Source organism: Sphingorhabdus sp. SMR4y (genome assembly GCF_002218195.1).
Classification (GTDB): Bacteria; Pseudomonadota; Alphaproteobacteria; order Sphingomonadales; family Sphingomonadaceae; genus Parasphingorhabdus.
The window spans coordinates 491,426-513,383 of sequence record NZ_CP022336.1; the positions used below are offsets into that span (position 1 = coordinate 491,426).

At 55.6% G+C, this 21,958-nt stretch carries 27 protein-coding genes and 1 riboswitch; of the genes, 15 read left to right on the forward strand and 12 right to left on the reverse strand.

What is annotated here, in order from left to right; genetic code table 11:
• Positions 1 to 20 precede the first annotated feature (20 nt).
• Positions 21 to 809, forward strand: a complete 789-nt coding sequence (locus tag SPHFLASMR4Y_RS02290; protein WP_260807038.1) for an inositol monophosphatase family protein — start codon at positions 21 to 23, stop codon at positions 807 to 809.
• Here SPHFLASMR4Y_RS02290 and SPHFLASMR4Y_RS02295 read toward each other — a convergent pair.
• The 3 genes from SPHFLASMR4Y_RS02295 to crtY are packed head-to-tail and all read right to left on the reverse strand — an operon-like array spanning position 806 to position 4,444.
• On the reverse strand, positions 806 to 1,741 hold the full coding sequence (locus SPHFLASMR4Y_RS02295) for a phytoene/squalene synthase family protein (RefSeq protein WP_089132117.1): 936 nt from the start codon (positions 1,739 to 1,741) through the stop codon (positions 806 to 808). The two genes, SPHFLASMR4Y_RS02290 and SPHFLASMR4Y_RS02295, sit on opposite strands and share 4 nt — an antisense overlap.
• Before the next feature lie 5 nt (positions 1,742 to 1,746).
• A complete protein-coding gene (locus SPHFLASMR4Y_RS02300; protein WP_089132118.1) occupies positions 1,747 to 3,258 on the reverse strand; it encodes a phytoene desaturase in 1,512 nt (503 codons plus the stop codon).
• 13 nt (positions 3,259 to 3,271) lie between these two features.
• Entirely contained in the window at positions 3,272 to 4,444 is a 1,173-nt protein-coding gene (gene crtY, locus SPHFLASMR4Y_RS02305; protein WP_089132119.1) for a lycopene beta-cyclase CrtY, read from the reverse strand.
• 110 nt (positions 4,445 to 4,554) lie between these two features.
• Between crtY and SPHFLASMR4Y_RS02310 the strand changes: the two genes are divergently transcribed.
• From SPHFLASMR4Y_RS02310 to SPHFLASMR4Y_RS02325, 4 genes are all read left to right on the forward strand, one after another.
• Complete coding sequence (locus tag SPHFLASMR4Y_RS02310; RefSeq protein WP_089132120.1) at positions 4,555 to 5,319, forward strand: sterol desaturase family protein; 765 nt, start codon at positions 4,555 to 4,557, stop codon at positions 5,317 to 5,319.
• Entirely contained in the window at positions 5,270 to 5,719 is a 450-nt protein-coding gene (locus SPHFLASMR4Y_RS02315) for a DUF2141 domain-containing protein (protein ID WP_089132121.1), read from the forward strand. The genes SPHFLASMR4Y_RS02310 and SPHFLASMR4Y_RS02315 overlap by 50 nt, the downstream gene beginning before the upstream one ends.
• A 70-nt stretch (positions 5,720 to 5,789) precedes the next feature.
• Complete coding sequence (locus SPHFLASMR4Y_RS02320; RefSeq protein ID WP_089132122.1) at positions 5,790 to 6,500, forward strand: HD domain-containing phosphohydrolase; 711 nt, start codon at positions 5,790 to 5,792, stop codon at positions 6,498 to 6,500.
• Positions 6,501 to 6,596: 96 nt separating this feature from the next.
• Positions 6,597 to 7,463 (forward strand): MipA/OmpV family protein, encoded by an 867-nt coding sequence (locus SPHFLASMR4Y_RS02325; RefSeq protein WP_260807039.1) that lies wholly within the window; start codon positions 6,597 to 6,599, stop codon positions 7,461 to 7,463.
• A 38-nt stretch (positions 7,464 to 7,501) separates the two neighbouring features.
• Here the strand turns inward: SPHFLASMR4Y_RS02325 and SPHFLASMR4Y_RS02330 are convergent, their stop codons facing one another.
• Both SPHFLASMR4Y_RS02330 and SPHFLASMR4Y_RS02335 read right to left on the reverse strand, forming a co-directional pair.
• Complete coding sequence (locus SPHFLASMR4Y_RS02330; RefSeq protein ID WP_089132124.1) at positions 7,502 to 9,256, reverse strand: flotillin family protein; 1,755 nt, start codon at positions 9,254 to 9,256, stop codon at positions 7,502 to 7,504.
• Between the two features lie 105 nt (positions 9,257 to 9,361).
• On the reverse strand, positions 9,362 to 9,988 hold the full coding sequence (locus SPHFLASMR4Y_RS02335; RefSeq protein WP_089134624.1) for an OB-fold-containig protein: 627 nt from the start codon (positions 9,986 to 9,988) through the stop codon (positions 9,362 to 9,364).
• 142 nt (positions 9,989 to 10,130) lie between these two features.
• Positions 10,131 to 10,249: riboswitch (TPP riboswitch) on the forward strand.
• Between the two features lie 46 nt (positions 10,250 to 10,295).
• Here SPHFLASMR4Y_RS02335 and SPHFLASMR4Y_RS02340 point away from each other — a divergent pair.
• From SPHFLASMR4Y_RS02340 to SPHFLASMR4Y_RS02365, 6 genes are all read left to right on the forward strand, one after another.
• Complete coding sequence (locus tag SPHFLASMR4Y_RS02340; RefSeq protein ID WP_089132125.1) at positions 10,296 to 10,700, forward strand: hypothetical protein; 405 nt, start codon at positions 10,296 to 10,298, stop codon at positions 10,698 to 10,700.
• 24 nt (positions 10,701 to 10,724) lie between these two features.
• Positions 10,725 to 12,623, forward strand: coding sequence for a phosphomethylpyrimidine synthase ThiC (thiC, locus tag SPHFLASMR4Y_RS02345; RefSeq protein WP_089132126.1), 1,899 nt, complete (start codon positions 10,725 to 10,727; stop codon positions 12,621 to 12,623).
• Between the two features lie 68 nt (positions 12,624 to 12,691).
• The gene (locus SPHFLASMR4Y_RS02350; protein ID WP_089132127.1) at positions 12,692 to 13,894 is read left to right on the forward strand and encodes a DUF262 domain-containing protein; all 1,203 of its coding nucleotides are present in this window, start codon (positions 12,692 to 12,694) and stop codon (positions 13,892 to 13,894) included.
• Entirely contained in the window at positions 13,895 to 14,164 is a 270-nt protein-coding gene (locus SPHFLASMR4Y_RS02355; RefSeq protein WP_089132128.1) for a hypothetical protein, read from the forward strand.
• 59 nt (positions 14,165 to 14,223) lie between these two features.
• Complete coding sequence (locus SPHFLASMR4Y_RS02360) at positions 14,224 to 15,135, forward strand: IS1595 family transposase (protein WP_089132129.1); 912 nt, start codon at positions 14,224 to 14,226, stop codon at positions 15,133 to 15,135.
• Positions 15,132 to 16,121 carry a Bro-N domain-containing protein gene (locus SPHFLASMR4Y_RS02365; RefSeq protein ID WP_089132130.1) on the forward strand — a complete coding sequence of 330 codons (990 nt, stop codon included), beginning with the start codon at positions 15,132 to 15,134 and terminating at the stop codon, positions 16,119 to 16,121. The genes SPHFLASMR4Y_RS02360 and SPHFLASMR4Y_RS02365 overlap by 4 nt, the downstream gene beginning before the upstream one ends.
• Here the strand turns inward: SPHFLASMR4Y_RS02365 and SPHFLASMR4Y_RS02370 are convergent.
• Complete coding sequence (locus tag SPHFLASMR4Y_RS02370; RefSeq protein WP_222102945.1) at positions 16,118 to 16,618, reverse strand: hypothetical protein; 501 nt, start codon at positions 16,616 to 16,618, stop codon at positions 16,118 to 16,120. The genes SPHFLASMR4Y_RS02365 and SPHFLASMR4Y_RS02370 overlap by 4 nt on opposite strands.
• Positions 16,619 to 16,772: 154 nt before the next feature.
• On the opposite strand from SPHFLASMR4Y_RS02370, the gene SPHFLASMR4Y_RS02375 reads away from it, so the two are divergent.
• The gene (locus SPHFLASMR4Y_RS02375; RefSeq protein WP_186266117.1) at positions 16,773 to 17,099 is read left to right on the forward strand and encodes a hypothetical protein; all 327 of its coding nucleotides are present in this window, start codon (positions 16,773 to 16,775) and stop codon (positions 17,097 to 17,099) included.
• Between the two features lie 490 nt (positions 17,100 to 17,589).
• On the opposite strand, the gene SPHFLASMR4Y_RS16995 is transcribed toward SPHFLASMR4Y_RS02375, so the two are convergent.
• From SPHFLASMR4Y_RS16995 to SPHFLASMR4Y_RS02390, 3 genes are read right to left on the reverse strand one after another with little or no spacing between them, the layout of a single operon-like run.
• The gene (locus SPHFLASMR4Y_RS16995; protein WP_186266118.1) at positions 17,590 to 17,751 is read right to left on the reverse strand and encodes a hypothetical protein; all 162 of its coding nucleotides are present in this window, start codon (positions 17,749 to 17,751) and stop codon (positions 17,590 to 17,592) included.
• Positions 17,738 to 18,037 (reverse strand): hypothetical protein, encoded by a 300-nt coding sequence (locus SPHFLASMR4Y_RS02385; RefSeq protein ID WP_089132134.1) that lies wholly within the window; start codon positions 18,035 to 18,037, stop codon positions 17,738 to 17,740. Before SPHFLASMR4Y_RS02385 ends, SPHFLASMR4Y_RS16995 begins: the two co-directional genes overlap by 14 nt.
• Positions 18,038 to 18,074: 37 nt before the next feature.
• Complete coding sequence (locus SPHFLASMR4Y_RS02390; protein ID WP_089132135.1) at positions 18,075 to 18,659, reverse strand: DUF2726 domain-containing protein; 585 nt, start codon at positions 18,657 to 18,659, stop codon at positions 18,075 to 18,077.
• A gap of 272 nt (positions 18,660 to 18,931) precedes the next feature.
• Here SPHFLASMR4Y_RS02390 and SPHFLASMR4Y_RS02395 point away from each other — a divergent pair, with 272 nt between their 5' ends.
• A complete protein-coding gene (locus SPHFLASMR4Y_RS02395) occupies positions 18,932 to 19,423 on the forward strand; it encodes a hypothetical protein (RefSeq protein WP_260807040.1) in 492 nt (163 codons plus the stop codon).
• A gap of 605 nt (positions 19,424 to 20,028) precedes the next feature.
• Here the strand turns inward: SPHFLASMR4Y_RS02395 and SPHFLASMR4Y_RS02400 are convergent.
• From SPHFLASMR4Y_RS02400 to SPHFLASMR4Y_RS02405, 3 genes are all read right to left on the reverse strand, one after another.
• Complete coding sequence (locus SPHFLASMR4Y_RS02400) at positions 20,029 to 20,199, reverse strand: CsbD family protein (RefSeq protein WP_089134625.1); 171 nt, start codon at positions 20,197 to 20,199, stop codon at positions 20,029 to 20,031.
• Between the two features lie 224 nt (positions 20,200 to 20,423).
• A complete protein-coding gene (locus SPHFLASMR4Y_RS17000) occupies positions 20,424 to 20,597 on the reverse strand; it encodes a hypothetical protein (protein ID WP_186266023.1) in 174 nt (57 codons plus the stop codon).
• 71 nt (positions 20,598 to 20,668) lie between these two features.
• Positions 20,669 to 21,010: a GFA family protein gene (locus SPHFLASMR4Y_RS02405; protein WP_089132137.1), complete on the reverse strand. Its 342-nt coding sequence runs from the start codon at positions 21,008 to 21,010 to the stop codon at positions 20,669 to 20,671.
• Positions 21,011 to 21,016: 6 nt separating this feature from the next.
• Between SPHFLASMR4Y_RS02405 and SPHFLASMR4Y_RS17310 the strand changes: the two genes are divergently transcribed.
• On the forward strand, positions 21,017 to 21,139 hold the full coding sequence (locus tag SPHFLASMR4Y_RS17310) for a hypothetical protein (RefSeq protein WP_260807041.1): 123 nt from the start codon (positions 21,017 to 21,019) through the stop codon (positions 21,137 to 21,139).
• Positions 21,140 to 21,247: 108 nt separating this feature from the next.
• Positions 21,248 to 21,958 (forward strand): hypothetical protein, encoded by a 711-nt coding sequence (locus tag SPHFLASMR4Y_RS16845; RefSeq protein ID WP_145955441.1) that lies wholly within the window; start codon positions 21,248 to 21,250, stop codon positions 21,956 to 21,958.

A 21,958-nucleotide genomic window follows, 5' to 3' on the forward strand; every position in this document is an offset into this window, starting at 1 on the left:
CGCGCTGAATGGAGACAGAATTGGCTGACATAGATTTTGACCGGGTTATCGCGATCGCCAAACAGGGCGGGGCGTTAGCCATGCGCCACTGGGCTCCGGGCAAGAAGGAAGCCAATATCTGGGAGAAATCCCCCGGGCAGATCGTCAGCGATGCCGATCTCGCGGTCGACAGTTTCTTGCGTGCCGAACTGGAAAAGCTGGTGCCGTCCGCTGGCTGGTTGTCGGAAGAAACCCATATTGACCATAGCGGCGCCGGTGAGGAACTGACCTGGGTAGTCGACCCGATTGATGGTACAAAGGACTATGTAGCCGGAAAAACCGGCTGGTGTGTCTCAGTTGCTCTGGTTCAGAATGATGCGCCCATATTCGGGGTTCTGGAGGCACCGGCGTTGCAGGAAACATGGGTAGCCAAGGCCGGCAGCCATACCGAGGTCAATGGCCGGTCGATTGCCGCCAGCCGGCGCACGCAATATCAGGGATGCCGGATTCCCGCCGAAGAACTGCCGCCCGAACTCGACCTCACAGCGGTGACCAAACCCAATAGTATTGCACTACGCATGGCAATGGTGGCGGATGACCGCGCCGATGTCGTCGCCTCCACCCGCTGGGGCCATGAATGGGATATCGCCGCAGCCCATGTCATTGCTGCGGAAGCAGGCGCCAGCGTGACCAACGCGCTGGGCGAAACCCTGGTGTATAACGGGACCCACGGCAAGGCTCTCGGCGTGCTGTGCTGCTCCCCCAATCTATATGATGAGGCAGTCCAGCGGATCGGCAAATATGTAACAGAGAACGGTGCCAGCCACTAAGGCAGACGGGTGGCCCGGGCCCTTGTCCATAATCCGTCACGGTCGCGCCCGGCTGATTTGATCAGGGCCTGGCCAAAGGCTTTCATGATAGCGCGCAGTTTCTTGATCTTGCCGGTATAAATGCGGCGCTCGAGCGATGCGCCGTCGCTCTTCCGGATTGCTCTGGCAATATCGCCATAGATGCCAGCCGCTGCCAGCACGGCCCAGCGCGAGCGGAAGGGCAGGTTCGATGCTCCGACGCGCGCAGACGCTTCGTAGCTGCCCGCCAGATCGCACAGGCGATTGACCAGATGCACCAGCGCTTCCCGATGCGCCGGCTCCAGCAGATGATCCGGATCAATGCCGGCTTCCGTAATCCAGTCTGCCGGCAAATAGCATCGGCCCGCCTGGGCATCCTCGGCTATGTCCCGGGCAATATTGGCAAGCTGAAACGCCAGGCCCAGATCGCAGGCGCGGTCGAGTAGCTCATGGTCCCGCGCCGGTACGCCCATCACCAGCGCCATCATGCAGCCGACCGCGCCGGCGACATGATAGCAATATTGAAACAGGTCATCTTCCGTCTCCGGTCGCCAGCCCCTGGCATCCAGCGCAAAGCCGTCGATCATGTCATCGGCGAAATATTTGGGAATGTGGCATTCCTGTGCGACCATGCCAAAGGCGTCAAACGGAGGATTTCCGGTCTGCTCGCCGCCATGCGCGCGCGCTGTCATCATCCGCATGGCGGCGATGGTTTTCTCCGGATGGGGCACGGTGGACATGCCGTGACCATGATCCTGACCATCGGCCAGATCGTCGCAGGCCCGACACCAATAGTAGAGCAGCCAGGCTCTTTCGCGGGTCTGTTTCGAAAAGAGCTTCGAAGCCCGGGCGAAGGATTTTGATCCGCGTTCAATGCTGCTTCTGGCGTGGAGAACAAGATTTCTGCGATTCATCGCGTCTATCCAAGTTCTTCCAGCATCAGCTCCGCGGTTGCCTTGGCGCTGCCCACGACGCCCGGAATGCCCGCACCGGGATGGGTGCCGGCACCGACAAAATAAAGATTGTCGATGACATCGTCGCGGTTGTGTACCCGGAACCAGGCGCTCTGGGTGAGCAGCGGTTCGAGACTGAATGCGCTGCCGAGATGGGCGTTGAGGTCTGTGCCGAAATCCTGCGGGGTGTAATGGAAGCTGGTGACGATTCTGTCGTGGATGTCGGGGATCAGTCGATGGCCGATTTCATCGAGAATGCGCTTCTCGTAGATCGGTCCCATTTCCTCCCAGTCGATCGGCAACTTGCCCTGATGCGGTACCGGCGCCAGGACATAGAAAGTGCTGTGCCCCTCGGGTGCCATTTCCGGATCGGTCACCGTCGGATGGTGCAGATAGAGCGAGAAGTCGCTCGGCAGCACGCCGTTGTCGTAAATATCTTCGAGCAGTCCCTTATAGCGCGGTCCGAACAGGATCATGTGATGGGGAATGCCGGGCCAGCTTCCTTTTACGCCGAAATGGACGACGAATAGCGATGGCGAATAGGTCTTTTTCTTCAGCTTCCTGGTGACGGTCGTGCTGCGATGTCTGTGCCCGAGCAGGTCACGGTAGCTGTGCATGACGTCGGCGTTTGAGGCGACCGCGTCAAAAGTCTCGCTCCAGCCGGACTGGCAGGTCACGCCGGATGCGCGGTCGCCGATCGTATCGATGCTGGTCACCGGGTCATCCAGCCGGATCACGCCCCCGATCCGCTCGAAATGCTTTACCATCGCGGCGACCAGCATGTTGGTCCCACCCTTGGCAAACCAGACTCCGCCAAGCCGTTCAAGCTTGTGGATCAGGCCGTAAATCGCGCTGGTCTTCATTGGATTGCCGCCCACCAGCAACGACTGGAAGGACAGGAACTCCCGCAGCTTCTCGTTTTTTACAAATCCGGAGACCTTGGCATAGACCGAGCGATAGGCCTCATATTTCATCAGCGCAGGCGCCGCCTTGATCATCGATTTGAAATCGAGAAACGCCTTGGTGCCCAGCTTGACATAGCCTTCCTCGTACAGCCCGCCGCTATATTCGAGGAATTTCTTATAGCCCTCGACATCGTCGGGTTCGATCGCCGCGATATTGGCGTAGAGCTCCTCTGGATCGTTAACATAGTCGAAATTGGTGCCGTCGGGCCAGTTGAGCCTGTAGAAAGGCGAAACCGGCATCAACTCAATATCTTTCGCCATATCATGACCGGTTAGTTCCCACAGTTGCGACAGGCAATCGGGGTCGGTGATCACGGTCGGACCGCCGTCAAAGATAAAGCCTTCCTTCTCCCAATAATAAGCGCGTCCGCCCGGCTTGTCGCGGCCTTCCAATATGGTCGTCTGGATGCCCGCCGACTGTAACCGGATGGCGAGCGCCAGGCCGCCGAAACCGGAACCGATAACAGCGGCTTTCCTGAAAAGTTCATTCTGCGATCTTGTAAGCTTGCTCATTGGACAATCATACTCATCTATATTTCAAAAAAAGCGGCATGGCGCGGGAGACGGGGATCGGCGGTTTGCCCGACAACAGGCTGAGCTGATCCATACGCGTCGATGTCCCGGCGTAAAAACGGGCGAGCAATTGCTCGTTCTTGGCATAGGTATATTGCAATGTCTTGTACCGCTGGTCCGGATCGGCGCCGAGAAACAGAAAGGCGCAGAGCAATCGGTAGAATTTTCCGTCTTTCCAGTGCTTCGCGGCCAGACTGCGCAGCATCTTGTCCAAGCTGCTTTGATTGATCTCCGGTAGCTCGGCAATCAATAAAGCGGTTTTGACGGCCATCGGCAGCGAATAGCTGGTGATGGGCTGGATCAGCGCCGCCCGTGCTCCGGCGCGGGCGTCAATCGTTCCGTTGGCGGCCCAGAAAGCGTCAAAGTCGCCACCATAGATGACCGGGAGCTGCCCTTTTTCTGTGCTGCATATTCTGTCTATATCCCATCCCTGCCGAGAGGCATATTCGGCAATCCGGTCATGCGAGGTCGTGCTGTCGAGGTCCGCTGTATCGGAATAATAAGTGTCTTCGACGAACACGCAGCTGTCACTGAACGGCAGGCAATAGATAAAGCGATAGCCGTCAATCTGCTCGACCGTGGCATCCATGATGACCGGCCGTTCCAGCCCGTGCGGCTGCCGCAGTTTCAGCATCTGCCCGCAGAATTTCTGCCAGCCGGTTTCCAGTGCCGACATATTACCGCCACCGCGAACATCAATTACCGCGGGTGCCGTAACGGTTGCGCCATCGGCCAAAATGACCCTGCCATTTTCCAGTGCCTCGGCGCGTTGTCCGGTGATCAATGTCTTCGGCGGCAATCGCTTGCGCAATGTGCTGTCGAGATTGGACGACTCTATCGAAAAATAGCCGTTGCTCAAACGGCGGCTATATTCAGGAAAATGGACGTCATAGCTGTCCCACTGACGCGAGATCAGCGGATCAACCAGCCAGCGATTTTCTGCTGCGATGTCGCTTTCGAAAAAGGACCAGATATGATTGCCGCCAAAATGGTCCTCGGCCTCGATCAGTGCAATATTCAGTTCCGGACGCAATTTTGCAAGAGCAAGCGCAATCAGGCCGCCCGCAAGCCCGCCGCCGGCAATAGCCAGATCACACTGGTGGGAGGGGCTGACTTTTTTCGGCATTGTCGTGCCTTAGCCGAAGCCACGGGCAGGGGAAAGCCTGTCTGAAAGCCGGTAGTGGCGATTATGCTTTATTGCTTGCTCCGTTCCGGTCTGCACCATATTCCGGTGTCATGAACTATGCGCTCCCCGTGCTGATATCGGCTCTCGCCATGACGCTTATCGTCGGTGGTCGCTATCTGCTCAGCAGCGGATTCTTCGCCTGGCTGACCGGTCGGGTGCGGCCGGGACATTATGACAGGCTAAAGCCGCAGATAGGACGGGAAATCCGCTGGTCGCTTCTGTCTGCCGCCATTTATGGCGTGCCGGCCGGCATTGTCGCCTGGGCCTGGCAAAATGCCGGCTGGACCAGAATATATACCGATTTCAACATGTACCCAATATGGTATTTACCGCTTTCCTTCTTCCTGTATCTCTTCCTGCACGACACGTGGTTCTACTGGACCCACCGGCTGTTTCACCGGCCAAAATGGTTCCGGATCGCTCACGCCGTCCACCATGACAGCCGTCCGCCGACTGCGTGGGCCGCGATGAGCTTTCATCCGGTTGAGGCTGTCAGCGGTGCTGTTGTTATTCCGGCTCTCGTAATGGCGATCCCGGTCCATGTCGGTGTTTTGGGTTTGGTATTGCTGACCATGACGGTTATGGGCGTAACCAATCACATGGGATGGGAAATGTTTCCGCGCTGGCTGGTGCGCGGGCGATTGGGCAGATGGCTGATCACCGCGACACATCATGAGAAACATCACGAAACATATCGAGGTAATTATGGGTTATATTTCCGTTTTTGGGACAGGCTTTGCGGCACGGATATCGGGCTTGCCGAAGATGGCAGCCGCTTCGGCGCTGTTGCTCGGAGCGAGCGCGTCTGCAGGTGAGGCTCCGGCCCCGTCCGCGCCGGCAATTTCCGCTTCGATCGATCTGGCGATCACCGGACTGCGTTCCGACAAGGGCAATGTGCTGGTATGTCTGAGCGCAAACCCGAAATTTTTCCCGGATTGCAGCAAGGACAAGCAGGCCCGCAAACTCAAGATATCGGCGGTTAAGGCCGGAACTGTCCAGATCGCGGATGTCAAACCTGGCACCTATGCCGTTGCGCTGGTGCATGACGAGAATGCCAACGGCAAAATGGACCTGCGTCTGTTCCTGCCGCGCGAGGGTTTCGGCTTTTCCCGCAACCCAAAAATCGGCATGGGCCCGCCGAAATTCAAATCGGCCCAGTTCACCATCGGCAGTGATGATGCGCATTATGCGGTGCGGATGAAATATATCCTGTAATCCGGAAAAAATTAACCGTTGCCTAGGACTCTCGCGGCATTCTCCTGAGACCGATCAGGAGCTGCGTAATATGTATCAATCCCGCCATATGCTATTCAACCAGAAAGAGGGCACGCAACAGGCCCGCCTGCCGGATATCGTCGATGCCTTTTCCTCTGTGCTGGACCTCAGCGAGGGACAGTCTGCCGGACCCAGCATTCGTTCCAGCTGGATAGCCATCCAGTTGGCAATGGCAAGGGGTATGAAGGGTGATCCGTTGCGCGATGTCTGTTGCGCGGTGTTGTTGAAGGAACTCGACGAATATTGGACCGGTGCGACCGGCGTCGATGCGCCAGGCCGCAGACGGGAGCACCCGCAGGGTTCAGTCCGTGAAAATGGTGGCGAGAGCAGAGCGGGGCGCGTAGTGCACCGCCGCGAGTGCGGATCCGTTTTCGCCCCTCCGTCCGGCTTTTCAAAAGACGTGGCCATCGCCCTAGCGCATCTTGGTGAACATTGGGACGGCGGCGGTTTGCCCCTTGGTCTTGCCGGCAGTGAAATCCACATCACTGCCCGGATTGCGCTTCTGGCGCAGATAGCTGATGACGTATATAGCACGAGGGGCAGGGAAGCCGCGCTGGCCGAGGTCCGGAACCGGGCCGGAAGCTGGCTTGATCCAGAGCTTTGCGTGCTGTTCGAGAAACTGTCAGAAGCCAGCGGTTTCTGGGAAGAACTCGCGCTCGATGATCTGCCGGAACAATTCTTGGCGCTGCTGGCGATGATGGCAGAAGAGCAATCGGTCTAGCAACTCTATCCCTTTTGGCTGTCGGGCTTTATAGCGGGATGGAACCGTAAAGCGGTCCGCGCGTTGAACCAGCGCGCAACCAACAGGGAAACAGTCTTGAAACAATCGCACATGATCCGCCACGCCATCTTGCTCTCTCTGGGTTTTGGCCTGTCCTCTCCGCTGCTCGCGCAGGAAGAGCCGATGCGCGGGCCGGCTGAAGAATCGGTATTTGACGGCGATTATCTGACCGCGGGTATCGGCGTCGCCGTGGGGTCCAGCTACGAAGGATCGGACAATTACACAGTTTCACCCTTGCCGGTGGTGCTGGGCAGCTTCGGCGGTGTCGATTTTCAGCCGCGTGGACCGGGTGTTGCGCTCGATTTCATTCCGGATCGCGATGGCGCAAAAGTGGATTTCATCTTCGGGCCGGTGGTCCGGGCGCGATTTGATCGCCACAATTCGATCGAAGACGAGGTGGTCAAGTCGCTAGGCAAGCTCGACTTTGCGGTCGAGGTTGGTCCGTTTGCCGGTGTCCAGGTCAACCGGGTGCTCAACCCCTATGACTCTTTGACCGCGCAGGTCGATGTGCGCTGGGATGTCGCTGGCGCGCACGACGGTATGGTAGTTTTCCCCAGCCTGACCTATTTCACTCCGCTCAGCCGCGGTATCGCGACCAGCTTTTCGATCAACGCGGAATATGTCGACGATGACTATGCCGACTATTATTTCAGCATATCGCCAACCGGCTCGGCGGCCAGTGGCCTGCCGACCTTCACTGCAGACAGCGGCTGGAAAAATGTAGGCGCGACCATGCTGACCGCAGTCGATCTGGATGGCGACGTCACCAACGGCGGTTTCAGCATGATCTTCCTCGGCGGCTATTCCCGGATGCTGGGCGACCCGAAACGCTCCCCGGTCACGTCAGTCCGTGGCAGCGCCAACCAGTTTTTCGGCGCGATCGGAGTAGGCTACACGTTTTAGGTGTCTTGGACTAGGAGAGGCGCGGCCGTATCGCCCACTCAATTCCCTGGTGGTTTTTCCTTGCTTGTGCTTTCCTTCTTGTTGTCCGGGCGTGGTAACGGCTTTCCGGTTACTTCCTCTTTGTCGGTTTCCACAGGTACAACCTTTTCATCGGCGACTTTCGTTGCGCCCGAAACCAGATTTTCAAGCGAGGACCCATCTAGCCCCAGTTCTTTCATGAGCCCGTCGATAACCGGGGCCTGGGCACGATAGGACAGGGCGGCAGAAACCGCATCGGTCGCAAGATTGCCGCTGTTGCCATTTCCGGTGCCGCCCTTGCTGGCGACACTGTTGCCGCCGCCATTCTGGTTGATCCCGTCGAGCTGGACGATCTTGATCGAGTCGATCGCTTCCATAGGCTTGGCCGATTCCCGGATGACCTCAGGCAAAACATTGAGCAATGCCATCTTGGTTTGCAGCGAAATCTGATCGGATGACAATATATTCGCCGCTTCGTTGATGGCGCGCTGTCCTGCGGCTTCGACTTCGAAACGCACCCGAGCAGCTTCGGCGCGAAGCTTTTCCGATTCCGCTTCGCCCTCGGCATCCAGTCGCATCGCTGCCGCCCGGTTTCCTGCGGCTTCCTTTTCCGCTTCCGCCTGCACCTTGACACCGATGGCCTGACGCTCGGCCTGTTTCGACGCTTCGATCAGTTCGATACGTTTGTCGCGGTCGGCGATTTCGGTTTCCCGCGCACTGGTGACCTGTTCCTCCGCGGCTACAGCCTTGGCGCGGGCCTCATCGGCCTCGGCCTTGGCCTGGCTTTCCTCGCGCGACTTGTTCTGGATCGCGATCTGTTGCTCCTGACGGGCGATCTCGATCGCCTGTGTCTGGGCGATACGGGCTTCTTCAACAGCTCGGTCGGCTTCTATCTGGCTGCTGTCGACCTGCTGTTTTGCCTTGATCTGCGCGTCTTTCGCGTCACGGTCGCGGCCAGCCTGTTCCTTCGCTACTTCCGATGCCTGTATAGCTCGGCGGACCTCGACCTCGCGTTCCTGTTCCAGTCTCGCAAATTCATTGTCCCGGCTGATTTCAAACGAGCGCTGGTCGGCCTGCAGATTTTTTGTCTCGATCTGGACGCGTGTATCCTGCTCGATATCGTTTCGCGCTTTCTTGCGCAGTTCGATCTGCTCGGTCAGCTTCGTCAAGCCCTCGGCATCAAAAGCATTATTGGCGTTGAAATGTTCGATGCTGGTCTGATCCAGCCCGGTAAGCGAAACCGATTCCAGCTCCAGACCGTTCATTGCCAGATCGCTCGACGATGCCTGCTGTACCTTCTGGACAAAATCCGCGCGCTGTTCGTGCAATTCGTTCATCGTCATGCCGGCAGCAACCGAGCGAAGCGCATCGACAAACTTGCCTTCGACCAGATCCTTCAGCATCTCCGGCTGCATCGTCCGCAGGCCGAGCGTCTGCGCCGCCATCGCCAGCGATTGTGCATCCTGTCGTACACGTACGTAAAATTCGGCTTTCACATCGATGCGCAGCCGATCGAGCGTGATCAGCGCGTCGACATTGTTGCGCTCGACCGCCAGTCGTACGGTGTTCATGTTTACCGGCATGGTCTCATGGAAAACCGGGAACACCATGGCGCCGCCGTTCATCACGACTTTCTCGCCACCGAAACCGGTCCGGACGAAAGCAATTTCTTTGGTCGCGCGTTTGTAAAGACGGGTAAGGATCAATGCGAAGATGATCAGGCCTACCAGAGGGGCGCCAGCATAAATCGCGATCTGGCTTACGTTTTCAAGCATATATTCTCTCTCTCGTTTCGCGATGCGCGTTGGTCCGGCATCGTTTTTTAAATCTTCTCAGACCAAAGTCGCTGATTGCCTTCCGGCCAACTGTCACCGCGCCGGTCAAGTTTCGCTAAGCCAGTGGGTGCCCACTGCAACGGCTTTGAAAATGTCACCGTCTCGGCGCACCAGCAGCACTTCTTCTCCGGCAAGAAAAATCCCGTCCTCACTGTCCGGTTCGACCATTAGCGCGTGGCCGTGACCATAGCGGTCCTTTACTTTGGCGCGGGCCGGATAACCGGGCTTTGCCGTGCCTATGTCGATGATGGCGCGGCGGCCGGTGAGTTCGTCGATAGACACCGCTGTCGTCTCGTCCTGCGGGATGATCCTTGCCAGCGGCTTTGATAGCAGACCGGTCAATGGCAGCGCCACGAGCAGCGCGCCAGCCGCCGCCAGTGAAGGCGGCAATAGTCGACCAGTGAGGGTTTGAATGAATTGCTGTCCGGCAAATCCGGTCAGTCCGAAGACCAGAAGGAACAGCACCAGCAGAATCAGGAACGGCAATCGCCCCCATCCGAAAAAAGAGAGAAGCCCGCCCGCGACACCGGTGCCATCGACATCGGCATCCATATCTACATCGCTGTCGAAGCCGCCGAAGCCGATCAGTTGCAAAACACCAAGAGCGACCATCAAAACCAGGGCTGCCGCGAAAACAATGTTTTCGTCTGCTAGCCAAAAGTCGATCACCATCCCGCTCCTTGAAAAAAACATCTTATACTTTTGATATTGGATAGAATATTCGGGATTCGGTCAATGTAAATCGATATTCATTATCCTCTTTTGCCAAGTTGACAGTGGCTCTCGACAGAAGCGATTATCGCGCCTAGACTCCGGACATTCCCCGGGGAGTCGTTTGACTGAGAGGGGCGCGTAACGTCGCCCGACCCGCAGAACCTGATCCGGCCCCGCTCATACGGGCTTACCGGCGTAGGGAGGGAGCGGTTATTTGGGCATCCCCGATACGCTCTTTCTCCCTCAGGACAGAAGGAGAGACGCGATGGGCAGTGCAGGCAATATTACCGGGTGGATCACCCTATTTTTTGGCCTTTACGGCCTCGCCGCCGGTGTCGGCGAATTTCGCAATCCCGGCTTCTGGGGACGGATGGTGCGCGAAGTCCAGGCCAGCAGCGCGCTGCAGTTTCTTACCGGCTTCATCACCCTGATCCTCGGCGCGACCATCTATCTGGTCAATCCCTTCGATCCGGCTGACTGGCTGTCGATCCTGATCACCGTTATCGGCGGCTGGATATTGATCGAAGGCCTGCTGATCATGGCGGTCGGCGACTGGTTCATGGGCATTGCCGCCCGCCTGATGGGCAAGGGCGCACGCGCCTGGGCAATATTCTCCATCATATTCGGCCTCGTGGCCGCCTTTGCCGGCTTCGTCCGGCTTCAAGTTTAACTCAAAAAAGAAAGCAATCCTGATATGGCTGATCTTCCAGCAAAGACCGAAATTGGCGTAACCACAGGCCCGATTAGCGGCTCGAAAAAAGTCCATGTCGCGGCGCACAGCGGCTCCGGCATCCGCGTCGCGATGCGCGAGATCAGCCTCGAGGGCGGCGAAGCGCCGGTGCGAGTCTATGACACCAGCGGGCCTTATACCGATCCCGAGGCGCTGATCGATATCAACACCGGCCTCAACGAATTGCGATCCCCCTGGATCCGCGCGCGCGGCGATGTCGAGGAAGTCGACCAGCGCGAGGTCAAGCCGGAAGACAATGGCCAGCTCGGCCCCGACCGCTCCGGCGGTGTCGCGCCTTTCCCCAATGTTCGCCGCAAGGTGCTGCGGGCCAAGCCCGGCGCCAACGTCTCCCAGATGCATTATGCGCGTCAGGGCATCATCACCCCCGAAATGGAATATGTCGCCGAGCGCGAAAATCTCGGGCGCGAGCGGCTCAAGGAATATAAGCGCGACGGCGAAAGCTTCGGGGCGTCGATTCCCGACTATGTCACGCCGGAATTCGTTCGCGACGAAATCGCACGGGGCAGGGCGATCATCCCCAATAATATCAACCACCCGGAAAGCGAACCGATGGCGATCGGGCGCAATTTCCTGGTCAAGATCAACGCCAATATCGGCAACAGCGCGGTCGCGTCCGATGTCGCATCCGAAGTCGACAAGATGGTCTGGTCGATCCGCTGGGGCGCCGATACGGTCATGGACCTGTCCACCGGCCGCAATATCCACGACACCCGCGAATGGATCATCCGCAACAGCCCCGTCCCGATCGGCACCGTGCCGATCTATCAGGCGCTGGAAAAAGTCGGCGGCGTCGCCGAGGACCTGACCTGGGAAATCTTCCGCGATACCCTGATCGAGCAGGCCGAGCAGGGCGTCGACTATTTCACCATCCACGCCGGCGTCCGTCTGCCCTACGTGCCGATGGCGGCCAAGCGCGTCACCGGCATCGTCTCCCGCGGCGGATCGATCATGGCGAAATGGTGCCTCGCGCATCACAAGGAAAGCTTCCTCTACGAACATTTCGACGACATCACCGAGATCATGAAGGCCTATGACATCGCCTACAGCCTCGGCGACGGCCTGCGCCCCGGCTCGATTGCCGACGCCAATGACGAGGCGCAATTTTCCGAGCTCTACACGCTCGGCGAACTGACCCACCGTGCGTGGAAGTCCGACGTGCAGGTGATGATCGAAGGCCCCGGCCATGTGCCGATGCACAAGATCAAGGAGAATATGGAAAAGCAGCTCGAAGTCTGCGGCGAGGCGCCGTTCTACACGCTCGGCCCCCTCACCACCGACATCGCGCCCGGCTATGACCATATCACCAGCGGCATCGGCGCCGCCCAGATCGGCTGGTACGGCACGGCGATGCTCTGCTATGTCACGCCCAAGGAGCATCTCGGCTTGCCTGACCGTGACGACGTGAAAGTCGGCGTCGTCACCTACAAGCTCGCCGCCCACGCCGCCGACCTCGCCAAGGGCCACCCCGCCGCGCAGGTCCGCGACGATGCGCTGTCAAAAGCCCGCTTTGAGTTCCGCTGGCGCGACCAGTTCAACCTGTCGCTCGACCCGGAAACCGCGATGCAATATCACGACCAGACGCTGCCGGCAGAGGGCGCGAAGACCGCCCATTTCTGTTCGATGTGCGGACCTAAGTTTTGTTCGATGAAAATCAGCCAGGAAGTCCGCGACTTTGCCAGCAAACAGAACCAGAGCGCCGAAGGCTTCATCGCCTCGGAGAAACTGGGTGCGGATACGGCGGCGGCGAGCAAGGCGGCAGCGGAAGAAGGCATGCGCGAGATGAGCGAGAAATATAAGGATATGGGAGACCGGCTCTATTTGCCCGCGGATGAGGTTGGGTAAATTCCCATCAGAAGTTTTTGCCAGTTTGAGGTTTCGACTTTATATTGGCCTGAATGGTAGGATTAGAAATGGCTGAAGAAAAAACTCCAAATTACGACGCTGACTTTGTGGATAGAGACGAAGAATTCGAACTAGATGGTCCACAGGAAGATTCCGATGGTCAGACAGTTACGCTCGCTGATTTCGACGGACTGGTTTTAGCTCCGAGCGATTGGACGGTTGGAACGATAAGAGAGCAAATTGGGAAGCAGATTGATCTCGACCCAGACTTCCAGCGTCGAAACGTATGGTCATTGCGAGCGAAATCGAAATTTGTGGAATCAGTTCTATTGGGAGTGCCAATTCCGCAAATACTTCTGTCCTCCAAGGAAAATTCGCGGAGTGCGTTTCTGGTTTTGGACGGGAAGCAACGGCTTACAGCCATCAACGAATTTATGAATGGCAAGACGGCATCGAATCACAAATTCAAACTTCGCAATTTGACAATTCTCACTGAACTTGAGGGTGCAACGTGGGAAGATATTCGAGACAAGAGTGATTGGGGGGATCGCTTTTTGAATGCCACATTGCGCACCGCGGTTTTGCGAGGATGGAACTCAGAAGCTGTCCTTTATGAAATTTTTCATCGATTAAATTCAGGCTCGGTGAGACTTTCGCCGATGGAATTAAGAATGTCTCTGCATCCCGGAGATTTCCTTAAGTTCATTATTAAATGGACCGAAGACATTAGCTCACTACACCGGTTACTTAAGAAAAAGTATCCTGACGCACGCATGAATGATGTTGAATTATGCGTCAGATTTTTGGCGTTCTCGGATGATCAGCTGCTTTACGATGGAAATTTGAAAGTATTTCTCGACGAGCTGGCAAAGATCTACAATGAAAAATTTCAGAATTCAGAGTTCGCTCAACAGGTACAGGATCGACTAAACGTGATGAATTTCGCGATCGATATAGGTATGAACGTTTTTGGTCCCAAAAACTTTTGCCGGAAATGGTTAGGCGAAAGATACGAATATCGTTTCAATCGAGCTTTGTTTGACGTTTTGGTTGGTTCCTTATCACATAAAAGGGTGTCGAATTGGGCACAGGAAAATCCAGAACAATTTGAAAGTGCTTTCAAAGAGCTTTGTTCCGACTCTCCTAAATTCATTAGGTATGTTGAAGTTACGACAAAAACGAATGAGGCCACTAAGGGGCGTTTTAGTCTTTGGTATGACAAGCTGGAACAGGCATCAGGGATCAAGTTGCCGATCCCGAATATAAAGTAAATGGAAACGCCAACGCTTCTGTATCAGCAAATGATCCGAAATATTGATCATGCGCGTAAACTAGTGAGTAATGTTGAGCCAAACGGATGCAAAACTGACTTGCAGCACCTCAAATTGCGATCATTTGTGTTGCTTACCCATTCGATAATTGAAGAGTATATCGAGGATTTAGGAAGAGAGGTTGCTGTTGAGGCGCGTAAAGAGTTTAAAAAGGGAAAAATTACAAAGGCATTAGTAGCTCTTATTTCAGGGACCTATATATTTATGTGACCCATTGACTTGGGTCAAATAAGTTTGTATAGAATAAGGGACGCAACGGAGTCCCTACAATGAAGCAATTCAATACCCTGATCGAAATGATGGATGCCTTCCCTAATGAACAGGCAGCGATTGATCATTTGCAGGCTATCCGTTGGAAGGATGGCGCATATTGCCCCCATTGCGGTAGCACGAAGGTTTATCATTTCTCCGATGGTAAAAACCATAAGTGCGGCGATTGCCGGAAACGCTTTTCCATCCGCGTTGGTTCGATTTTTGAAGATAGCAAATTGCCGTTGCGCAAATGGTTCATGGCAATTTGGTTGGTTACGTCTCACAAAAAAGGCATCTCCAGCGTTCAACTCGCCAAAGATATCGGCGTAACTCAAAAATCAGCATGGTTTATGCTCCACCGCCTTCGCCATGCAGCGCAAACGAAAAGCTTCAACGCTCCATTGGAAAACGAAGTTGAGGCTGATGAAACTTTCATCGGCGGAAAAGAAAAAAACAAACATTCGTGGCAGCGCACTGGCGGCAAGCAAGGTGGCGCGGGAAAATCAGCCGTTCTAGGCATCCTAGAGCGCAACGGTGAACTCCGCACAATGGAAACACCGAACCTTCGCGCAGGCACTATTCAGGGCGCTATCAGGGCTAACGTCAAGGCTGGTTCAACACTTATGACGGACGAGCACGGCGCTTTTAACGGCTTGGGATCGGACTATATGCACCATCGTGTCGTCCACAGTGCGGGAGAATATGTTCGCGATTACTGCATCCACACGAACGGCATTGAAAGCGTATGGGCTTTGTTCAAGCGCCAGATCATCGGAACTCACCATTGGCTTTCGCCCAAACATCTGTCAAAATATCTGAACGAAATGACATGGCGCTTTAATCGCCGCGAAATGGAAGAGGGTGAGCGCGTCAATTCCCTACTTTCCCAAGTTGACGGACGCTTGACCTACAAGGCACTGATAGCATGACCGATAAGAAAAAATATGACGAAGAATTTGGCTTAGACATGGAGCTGGAAGAAGCCCTTCAACGCTTCGGATCAGTTACAAAAGAGGAGCTGGAAGAAGCCTCAAAGGAGCGAACCGATGTGGTGCCGGAAGGCGAGCATCAGATCGCACTCTTCAAGAAGGAAGAAATCCGGAAAATTCTTCATAACGGAGAGTGGATGTTCTCCGTAGTCGATGTGATCGGGGCTTTGACTGATAGTGACCGGTCTCGCAAATATTGGTCAGACTTAAAACGTCAACTATCTGAAAAAGAGGGCTTTGATGAACTGTCCGAAAATATCGGACAGTTGCCATTGCCCGCAACAGACGGCAAAATGCGTCAATCAGACGTTGCAAATACCGAAACATTGTTGCGCATTATTCAGTCTGTTCCTTCACCTAAGGCAGAACCTTTCAAACGCTGGCTAGCCAAGGTCGGCTATGAACGCATCCAGGAAATGCAAGACCCCGAGATTGCCATAAAACGGGCAATCATGACCTATCAGATCAAGGGTTATTCTGACGACTGGATTGAGAAGCGCGTTCGTTCAATTGTTGCGCGGAAAGAGTTAACCCGTGAATGGGCAAAGCGCGGCGTCAAAGAAGGCCAGCAATACGCTATGCTCTCTAACATCATATCTGAAAATACATTTGGAGTAGGCGTTGCCCGCCACAAACGCGTCAAAGGTCTTAGTAGCCAAAACCTTCGTGATCATATGACCGATCTAGAGCTAATTCTCACCATGCTTGGCGAAACATCAACAACGGCAATCACGAAGCAGCGTGACAGCCAAGGATTGTATGAAAATGCCGAAGCGGCGAAGGCCGGTGGCTCTATTGCTGGTGGGGCAAGAAAGCAAATCGAGGCGGAAACTGGCCAGAAGGTTGTTTCAACACAGAATTATCTCGGCGGCAACAAAAGGGTTGCGGACCCTGAGCAGCTTACGATTAAGGGAAAGGGAGACTAGACGTTTGGCCACAAGGCAACGATGAATCTACATGCGTTGGTAAGGTCATTTATTCGTCTAGTGCTTGACGTGGGAGCGGTAAAAACTTCACCGTGCTGAATATCAATCGACATACAAAGGCGGTTGGTCGGTACTTGATTGCCCGCTAAGTTTTGTTCAACGTGCGCTCGGGCTAGGGTTGCAACGTAGAGACCCATCTGACGCCGACGCGTTAGCGCAGTTTCAGATGTCTCTCCGCTTTGTGTCATTCTCAAAACAGCAGCGCCAATCTGCACGTCGCCATTGCGAGCAGTACCGTTAACAAGCAAATCTGCTCGGATAGAAATTTCCAGACCTTCAATAGTCAACTTAGGTTGGCTACTCGGAGCGCGCGCAAATGAATATTGGCCAAGTTGATTCTGCATCCTTTGAAGCCCATGTATCACTTCGATCGAATTGCGGGCATCATCCTGTCTCAAGGCAGACACGCTCGAATCAACCATCCGCTGTTCAAACATTGTTTCCGCTGTATTTAGGGGATTCACGGCGCGATTAACATCTGCTAGGTGCTCACAAATTGGGCCTCTAACATCTTTATATCGGATGATCGGGGGTATCTGTGGGTTTTTGGCTCTCCGGACTATTCCGACACGCGCTGTGTCAGATGAAACCATGAACAAAGCCAAATCATTCACAGAAATACGCGGATCGCGGGTCGATCTAGGAGCAGGAGTTCTAGCCATGGACGAGATACTAGGTTCAGTTCAACTTGATGAAAAGCGTTTTTTACACTTGGGCATGCTATCGCCGCATAGCCTTACCGACTTGGAGTCGGAGGAGTTGGGCTTTGACGGCTATTTTCTATTTGAAACTGACGACGATGAAAAATCAAAAGGGATTAGCATTTTAGGCAAAGCCCCTACTCTAGATGCAGCCTTCAGATTATTGGAAATTTGGCAACGAAGCATGAGCCGCGATGTGGGTCACATAAATATATAGGTCCCTTATTTCAAGCCGGGTTTTAGTAGAGATTAGGGAAAAAAGCCGAAAAAAGATAGGTTCTGATCTTGTTAGAAATCTTGATATATTTTCTCAAGAAGCATTTCTAACATATCGCAACGTTTTGGATTCAAACAACGGAATTCAACCTCAGGATTTGGACAACGTATTTCTACCGATTGGTTTCGATCCGCGCGAAACAAATTTATCACTCGTCAATGCGCTTCAAGCTCTGGGAGAGAAACGAGGAGGCTTAGCTCACAAGTTCGCGATCAGCCAGCAATTGACGTTGAGTTCCTTTGAGACTGATTTGAAGTACGTAGTTTCAGATTTATTAACTTTCGACGAAGAAGCCTGTATAGCGTTAGGGACTAACATGCAGGTGGCTGAGGAGGCCGTATAGCTAAAGATCATAGTATAAACCAGACCCAGTATTTGTATCTAGATTGCGCGTACTATAACCGTATGCGCGACGCAAAGTCTTGCAGCCTCAACCCCCCGGCATCAACTTCCCCACCAGCGCCCTTAGCTCGCTCGGCGTCGTATGTCCCGCGCCCACCTCGTGATAGCCGATCCCGGCCTTGCGCAGCGCTTCCTTTTTGACCGCATCGCGGGCGGCGGCGCTGGGGCCGGTGCAATCAGTCGAAGTCACCGAGTCTGGCACGTTCCAGACGCCATTCGGCGGCATCAATAATGGGCTGTCTGAAAGACCCTCTATGTCTAACGACGATCGCCTCGAAGCTTATGTCTAGCTTCCCCGCTCGAGCTAGGGTTTTCAAACCTTTTTGGATCTTACTATCGGCCATCAATCTGCATAAAGCTTCCTTGGGGCCGTACGTATCGATCATACGGTGCGTATAAGTCGCATAACCTCCAATAAGCCGTTCATATTCCTCGATAGCCAAGTCAATGTCACGGCGCAGTGCTGCGTCTTCCATCTGAATACTCCCTCAAACAAATCCGAATAGAGAAGATTCACCCCACCGGCACCAACTTCTCCACCAGCGCCCTCAACTCCCCCGCAGTCGTATGCCCCGCGACCACCTCATGATAGCCGATCCCCGCCCGGCGCAGCGCTTCCTTCTTCACCGCGTCGCGGGCGGCAGCGCACTCACCCGCATGGTGGCCGGATCCCTGATATTCGAGCGCGTGGACCACGCGGCAGCGGTCGTCCATCAGGGCGAAATCGACGCGCTTGCTATTGACGCTCAGAAAGGCCTGCTTGTCGGGGCTGGCGAGAAATTCGCCGAGCGAGACCTGCGCCATCACCTGCCAGCCGGGATTGCGCGCGATCACCGCCTTGTCGAGCGCGGTGAAGACATTGGCCTCCGACTTGTTGAGCAACGGCCGGGAGGTGAATTTGGCGCGGCTCACCTTCATCAGCTGGCCGGCGGCGAATTCGGCGCCGCTCTTCTTGCCCGCGGTGTGATATTTCGGACCGTTCCTCCGGCGCCAGGCCGCCCGCCGGGCACCGACGCGATATTGTTCCACCGCGCTGCCCAGCATGAACGCGATCACCAGGGCCACCAGCCCGGGCAAGTTCGACAGGATGAAAACCATCGGTCCGTCCTTCTTTCTAATCCATTTCTCCTGCCCGGATCATGACCGGATACAGTTGAAAAACGGTGTACGGCGGGCGTTCGCAAAAAATCTGTTTGTTTCCAATGGATTGCGATTGGCCGGCATTGTCCATCCACCACGCAACCTTTCCCCGCCCCCGGCGTAACCCTTGAATGAAGCAATCTCTAAGCCTCCTCCCGCTCGGGCTCCTCGCGGCCTGCTCCTCGCAGCCCTCCGCAGACCCCGAGCCGACGGCGGAAGAGACTGTTTCTGTGACACCCGCACCGCCGATGGCGCCGGAGAAGACAGCCCCCGCTTCCGATCCCGCGCCATCGGCAACCACGCTCACCCCCGCCGGACTGGGCGATCTGCGGATCGGTCAGGCGGTTCCCCCCGATAGCAGCTGGGCCGAGCGCGGCGCGCAGGCATCGGATGTCTGCCGCGTGCTGTCCTCGCCCGACTATCCGGACGCCTATGCCATTGTCGAAGAAGGCAAGGTCCGCCGCATCTCGATCAGCAAGGGTTCCAAGGTCAGGCTGGCAGAGGGAATTGGCCCCGGCGCAACCGAAGCCGCGGTGAAAAAACATTTCCCCTATCCCGCCACGCCGCACAAATATGTCGACGCGCCAGCCAAATATCTGACCGCCCCCGATGCCGCCGACGGCACCCCCGCACTGCGTTTCGAAATCGGCAGCGACGGCACGGTCAGCCAGATCCACGCCGGCACGATGCCGGTGCTCGGCTATGTCGAGGCCTGTTCCTGAGGCGTTAGAGCACCACAAGACCCGTTCGCCCTGAGCCTGTCGAAGGGCAGTGTCTACAGAGCAATGCCACTTCATCCCACCCGTGCTTCGACAAGCTCGGCACGAACGGGACATGCGCCGGACGCGCTTCCACGCCGCTGCACCGCCCACGATTGATCTTCAAATAAACCGTCCGCCCTGAGCCTGTCGAAGGGCAGTGTCTACAGAGCAATGCCACTTCATCCCACCCGTGCTTCGACAAGCTCGGCACGAACGGAACGTGCGCCGGACGCGCTTCCACGCCGCTGCACCGCCCACGATTGATCTTCAAATAAACCGTCCGCCCTGAGCCTGTCGAAGGGCTGCGTCTGCAGGGCAATGCCACTTCATCCCACCTATGCTTCGACAAGCTCGGCACGAACAGAACGTGCGCCGGACACGCTTCCGCGCCGCTGCACCGCCCACGATTGATCCTCAAAAACCCCGTTCGCCCTGAGCCTGTCGAGCCGCAGGCGACCGCAGCCCAACAAAAAAGCCGCCCCGCGAGGGACGGCTTTTCCGGGATGGAACTGCTGCATGGGAGGGAGAGGGAGAGCGAGCAGCGCCGGTTCAGGGAGGGATTGGATCTAGACCTTGTCGCCCAGTGCGCCCTTGACCGAGCCTTCGACCTGCTGGGCCTTGCCCTTGGTTTCCTGGGCCGCGCCTTCGGCACGGGTTTCGGGATCATTGCTTTTCTGTTTGGCCTTGCCAACGGCTTCGTTTGCATTGCCTTTTACCTTGTCTACGAATTCGCCCATTTTCATCATCCTTCTGTTGTGGCCGGCTGTCCGGCCCTTGGGGGAGGCAGGCGTCTGTGCCTGCACGGTCTATCTATGCGTGAGGCCTTCGATGGTTCCCGCAGCGATCACGGGTCGGCGCTGGCAAAAAACGGACTGGCGCTTGGCCGGATACCGGGGCGCGCAGCGGCAATGGCCGCTACCACCGCCGGAGGGCATCAGACAGGGCAGGGGCTCGTCACAGTCTATTCGATATCGATCGACAGCTCGGCCTTCAGGGAATCCTTGATCCGCCGGGCCTTGTCCTTGATCTGTTCGATGCTGTCCTCGGCCCGGGCTTCGGCGGACGCGTTTTCGCGCCCGGTCTCGTCAGCCGCTTCATCTTTCCCGGCCTTCCTTGGGGTTGGTCGTTCCTGCATCGGTTCCTCCTGTGCTTCGTTCCATCAACGCGCGAGCCGCCGGAGGGTTGCCTGTTGAGCGCCGGTCGCGCCTATTCCTCCGCCCCCTCGATCATCGCGAACAGCTCCGCCCCGGTCAGCGTCTCGCTCTCCCCGGCGAAGCTGTAATAAGCCGGCTTCTCGTCGATAAACACCTGCCGCCGCAGGGTCAGGGTGCCATCCCTGTCGGTCGCATCATCGAACAGCCCGGCGCAAACCATATGCTCGCCCGTGCCCTTCAGCCGATAGAAAAGATGCGAGCCGCAGGCCGAACAAAAGGCCCGCTCCGCCCATTCCGACGAGCTGTACACCGTCATCCGCTCCGCCCCGCCGATCTCCACATCCGTCCCGCAATCAATCTCGACAAACGGCCCACCACCCCAGCGCCGGCACATCCGGCAATGACAGGCATCGACATGACTGGCGGCGTTTTTCGCGGTGATGGTGATGGCGCCGCAGAGGCAATGGCCTTGGCGGCGGGTGGTTTGGGGGTGGTCATGGGTCTTTCTTCTCTTTCTGTTTAGGTAAGGAGTATATCAAAAGTGGATTGCATTTCCATGGAGTGTTAAACGAAAGGCGTTTAGTCCGAATTTCGGCACTATTGTAACCGTCACCATAATTTGGGATTATTAATGCGAGAAATTGCGAAGGCTGATGATTGGAAGGGCAGAAGACTGCCTGCAGGAGATTTGGACGGAAATCTAGAATTCGAGAGCCATCTATTAGAGTTCGGCTGGACGCGTTCGAATTTAGAAAATGCACCTAGAGAGGGCGATCTTCAGAATTTTTTATTAGAAAATTATAACTCTGTACAGTTGGAACGGAAGAAATTACTTCGACCACTGTCACCTGCACAAGCAAAGAAAAACTCGATGTCATCATTCATCGGAACAGGTGCGCAACCACTACATACAGATTGTGCATATCAAATGATTCCACCTCAATTTGTAATGCTAAAATGTATTTCAACAGGAGAGTCGCGATGTGCTACAAGCATTGGAAGCATTGTGTGGGAGCACTTAGAAGCACAAAAACCCGTTGAAATTTACCAGTCTATTTGGACTTTTTGGGATCGCGTGAGCACTAGTTTCTATTCAACAATCGTCCATGGAATGGGCAGGCAAGCAAGAATTCGCTTCGATCCATTTTGTATGAAATCCGCGGATAATATCGAATCCGTAGAATATTTGTCTAGAAATTTGATGAATTATATTGATATAAAAGATGAGTATTTGGATGACGGGCAATGGTTGCTAATTAACAATTGGCGCGTTCTTCATGGTAGAAGTTTAGGTGCCAACTTATCACCTTCGCGCGAAATTGAGAGATCATATTGGAGTTAG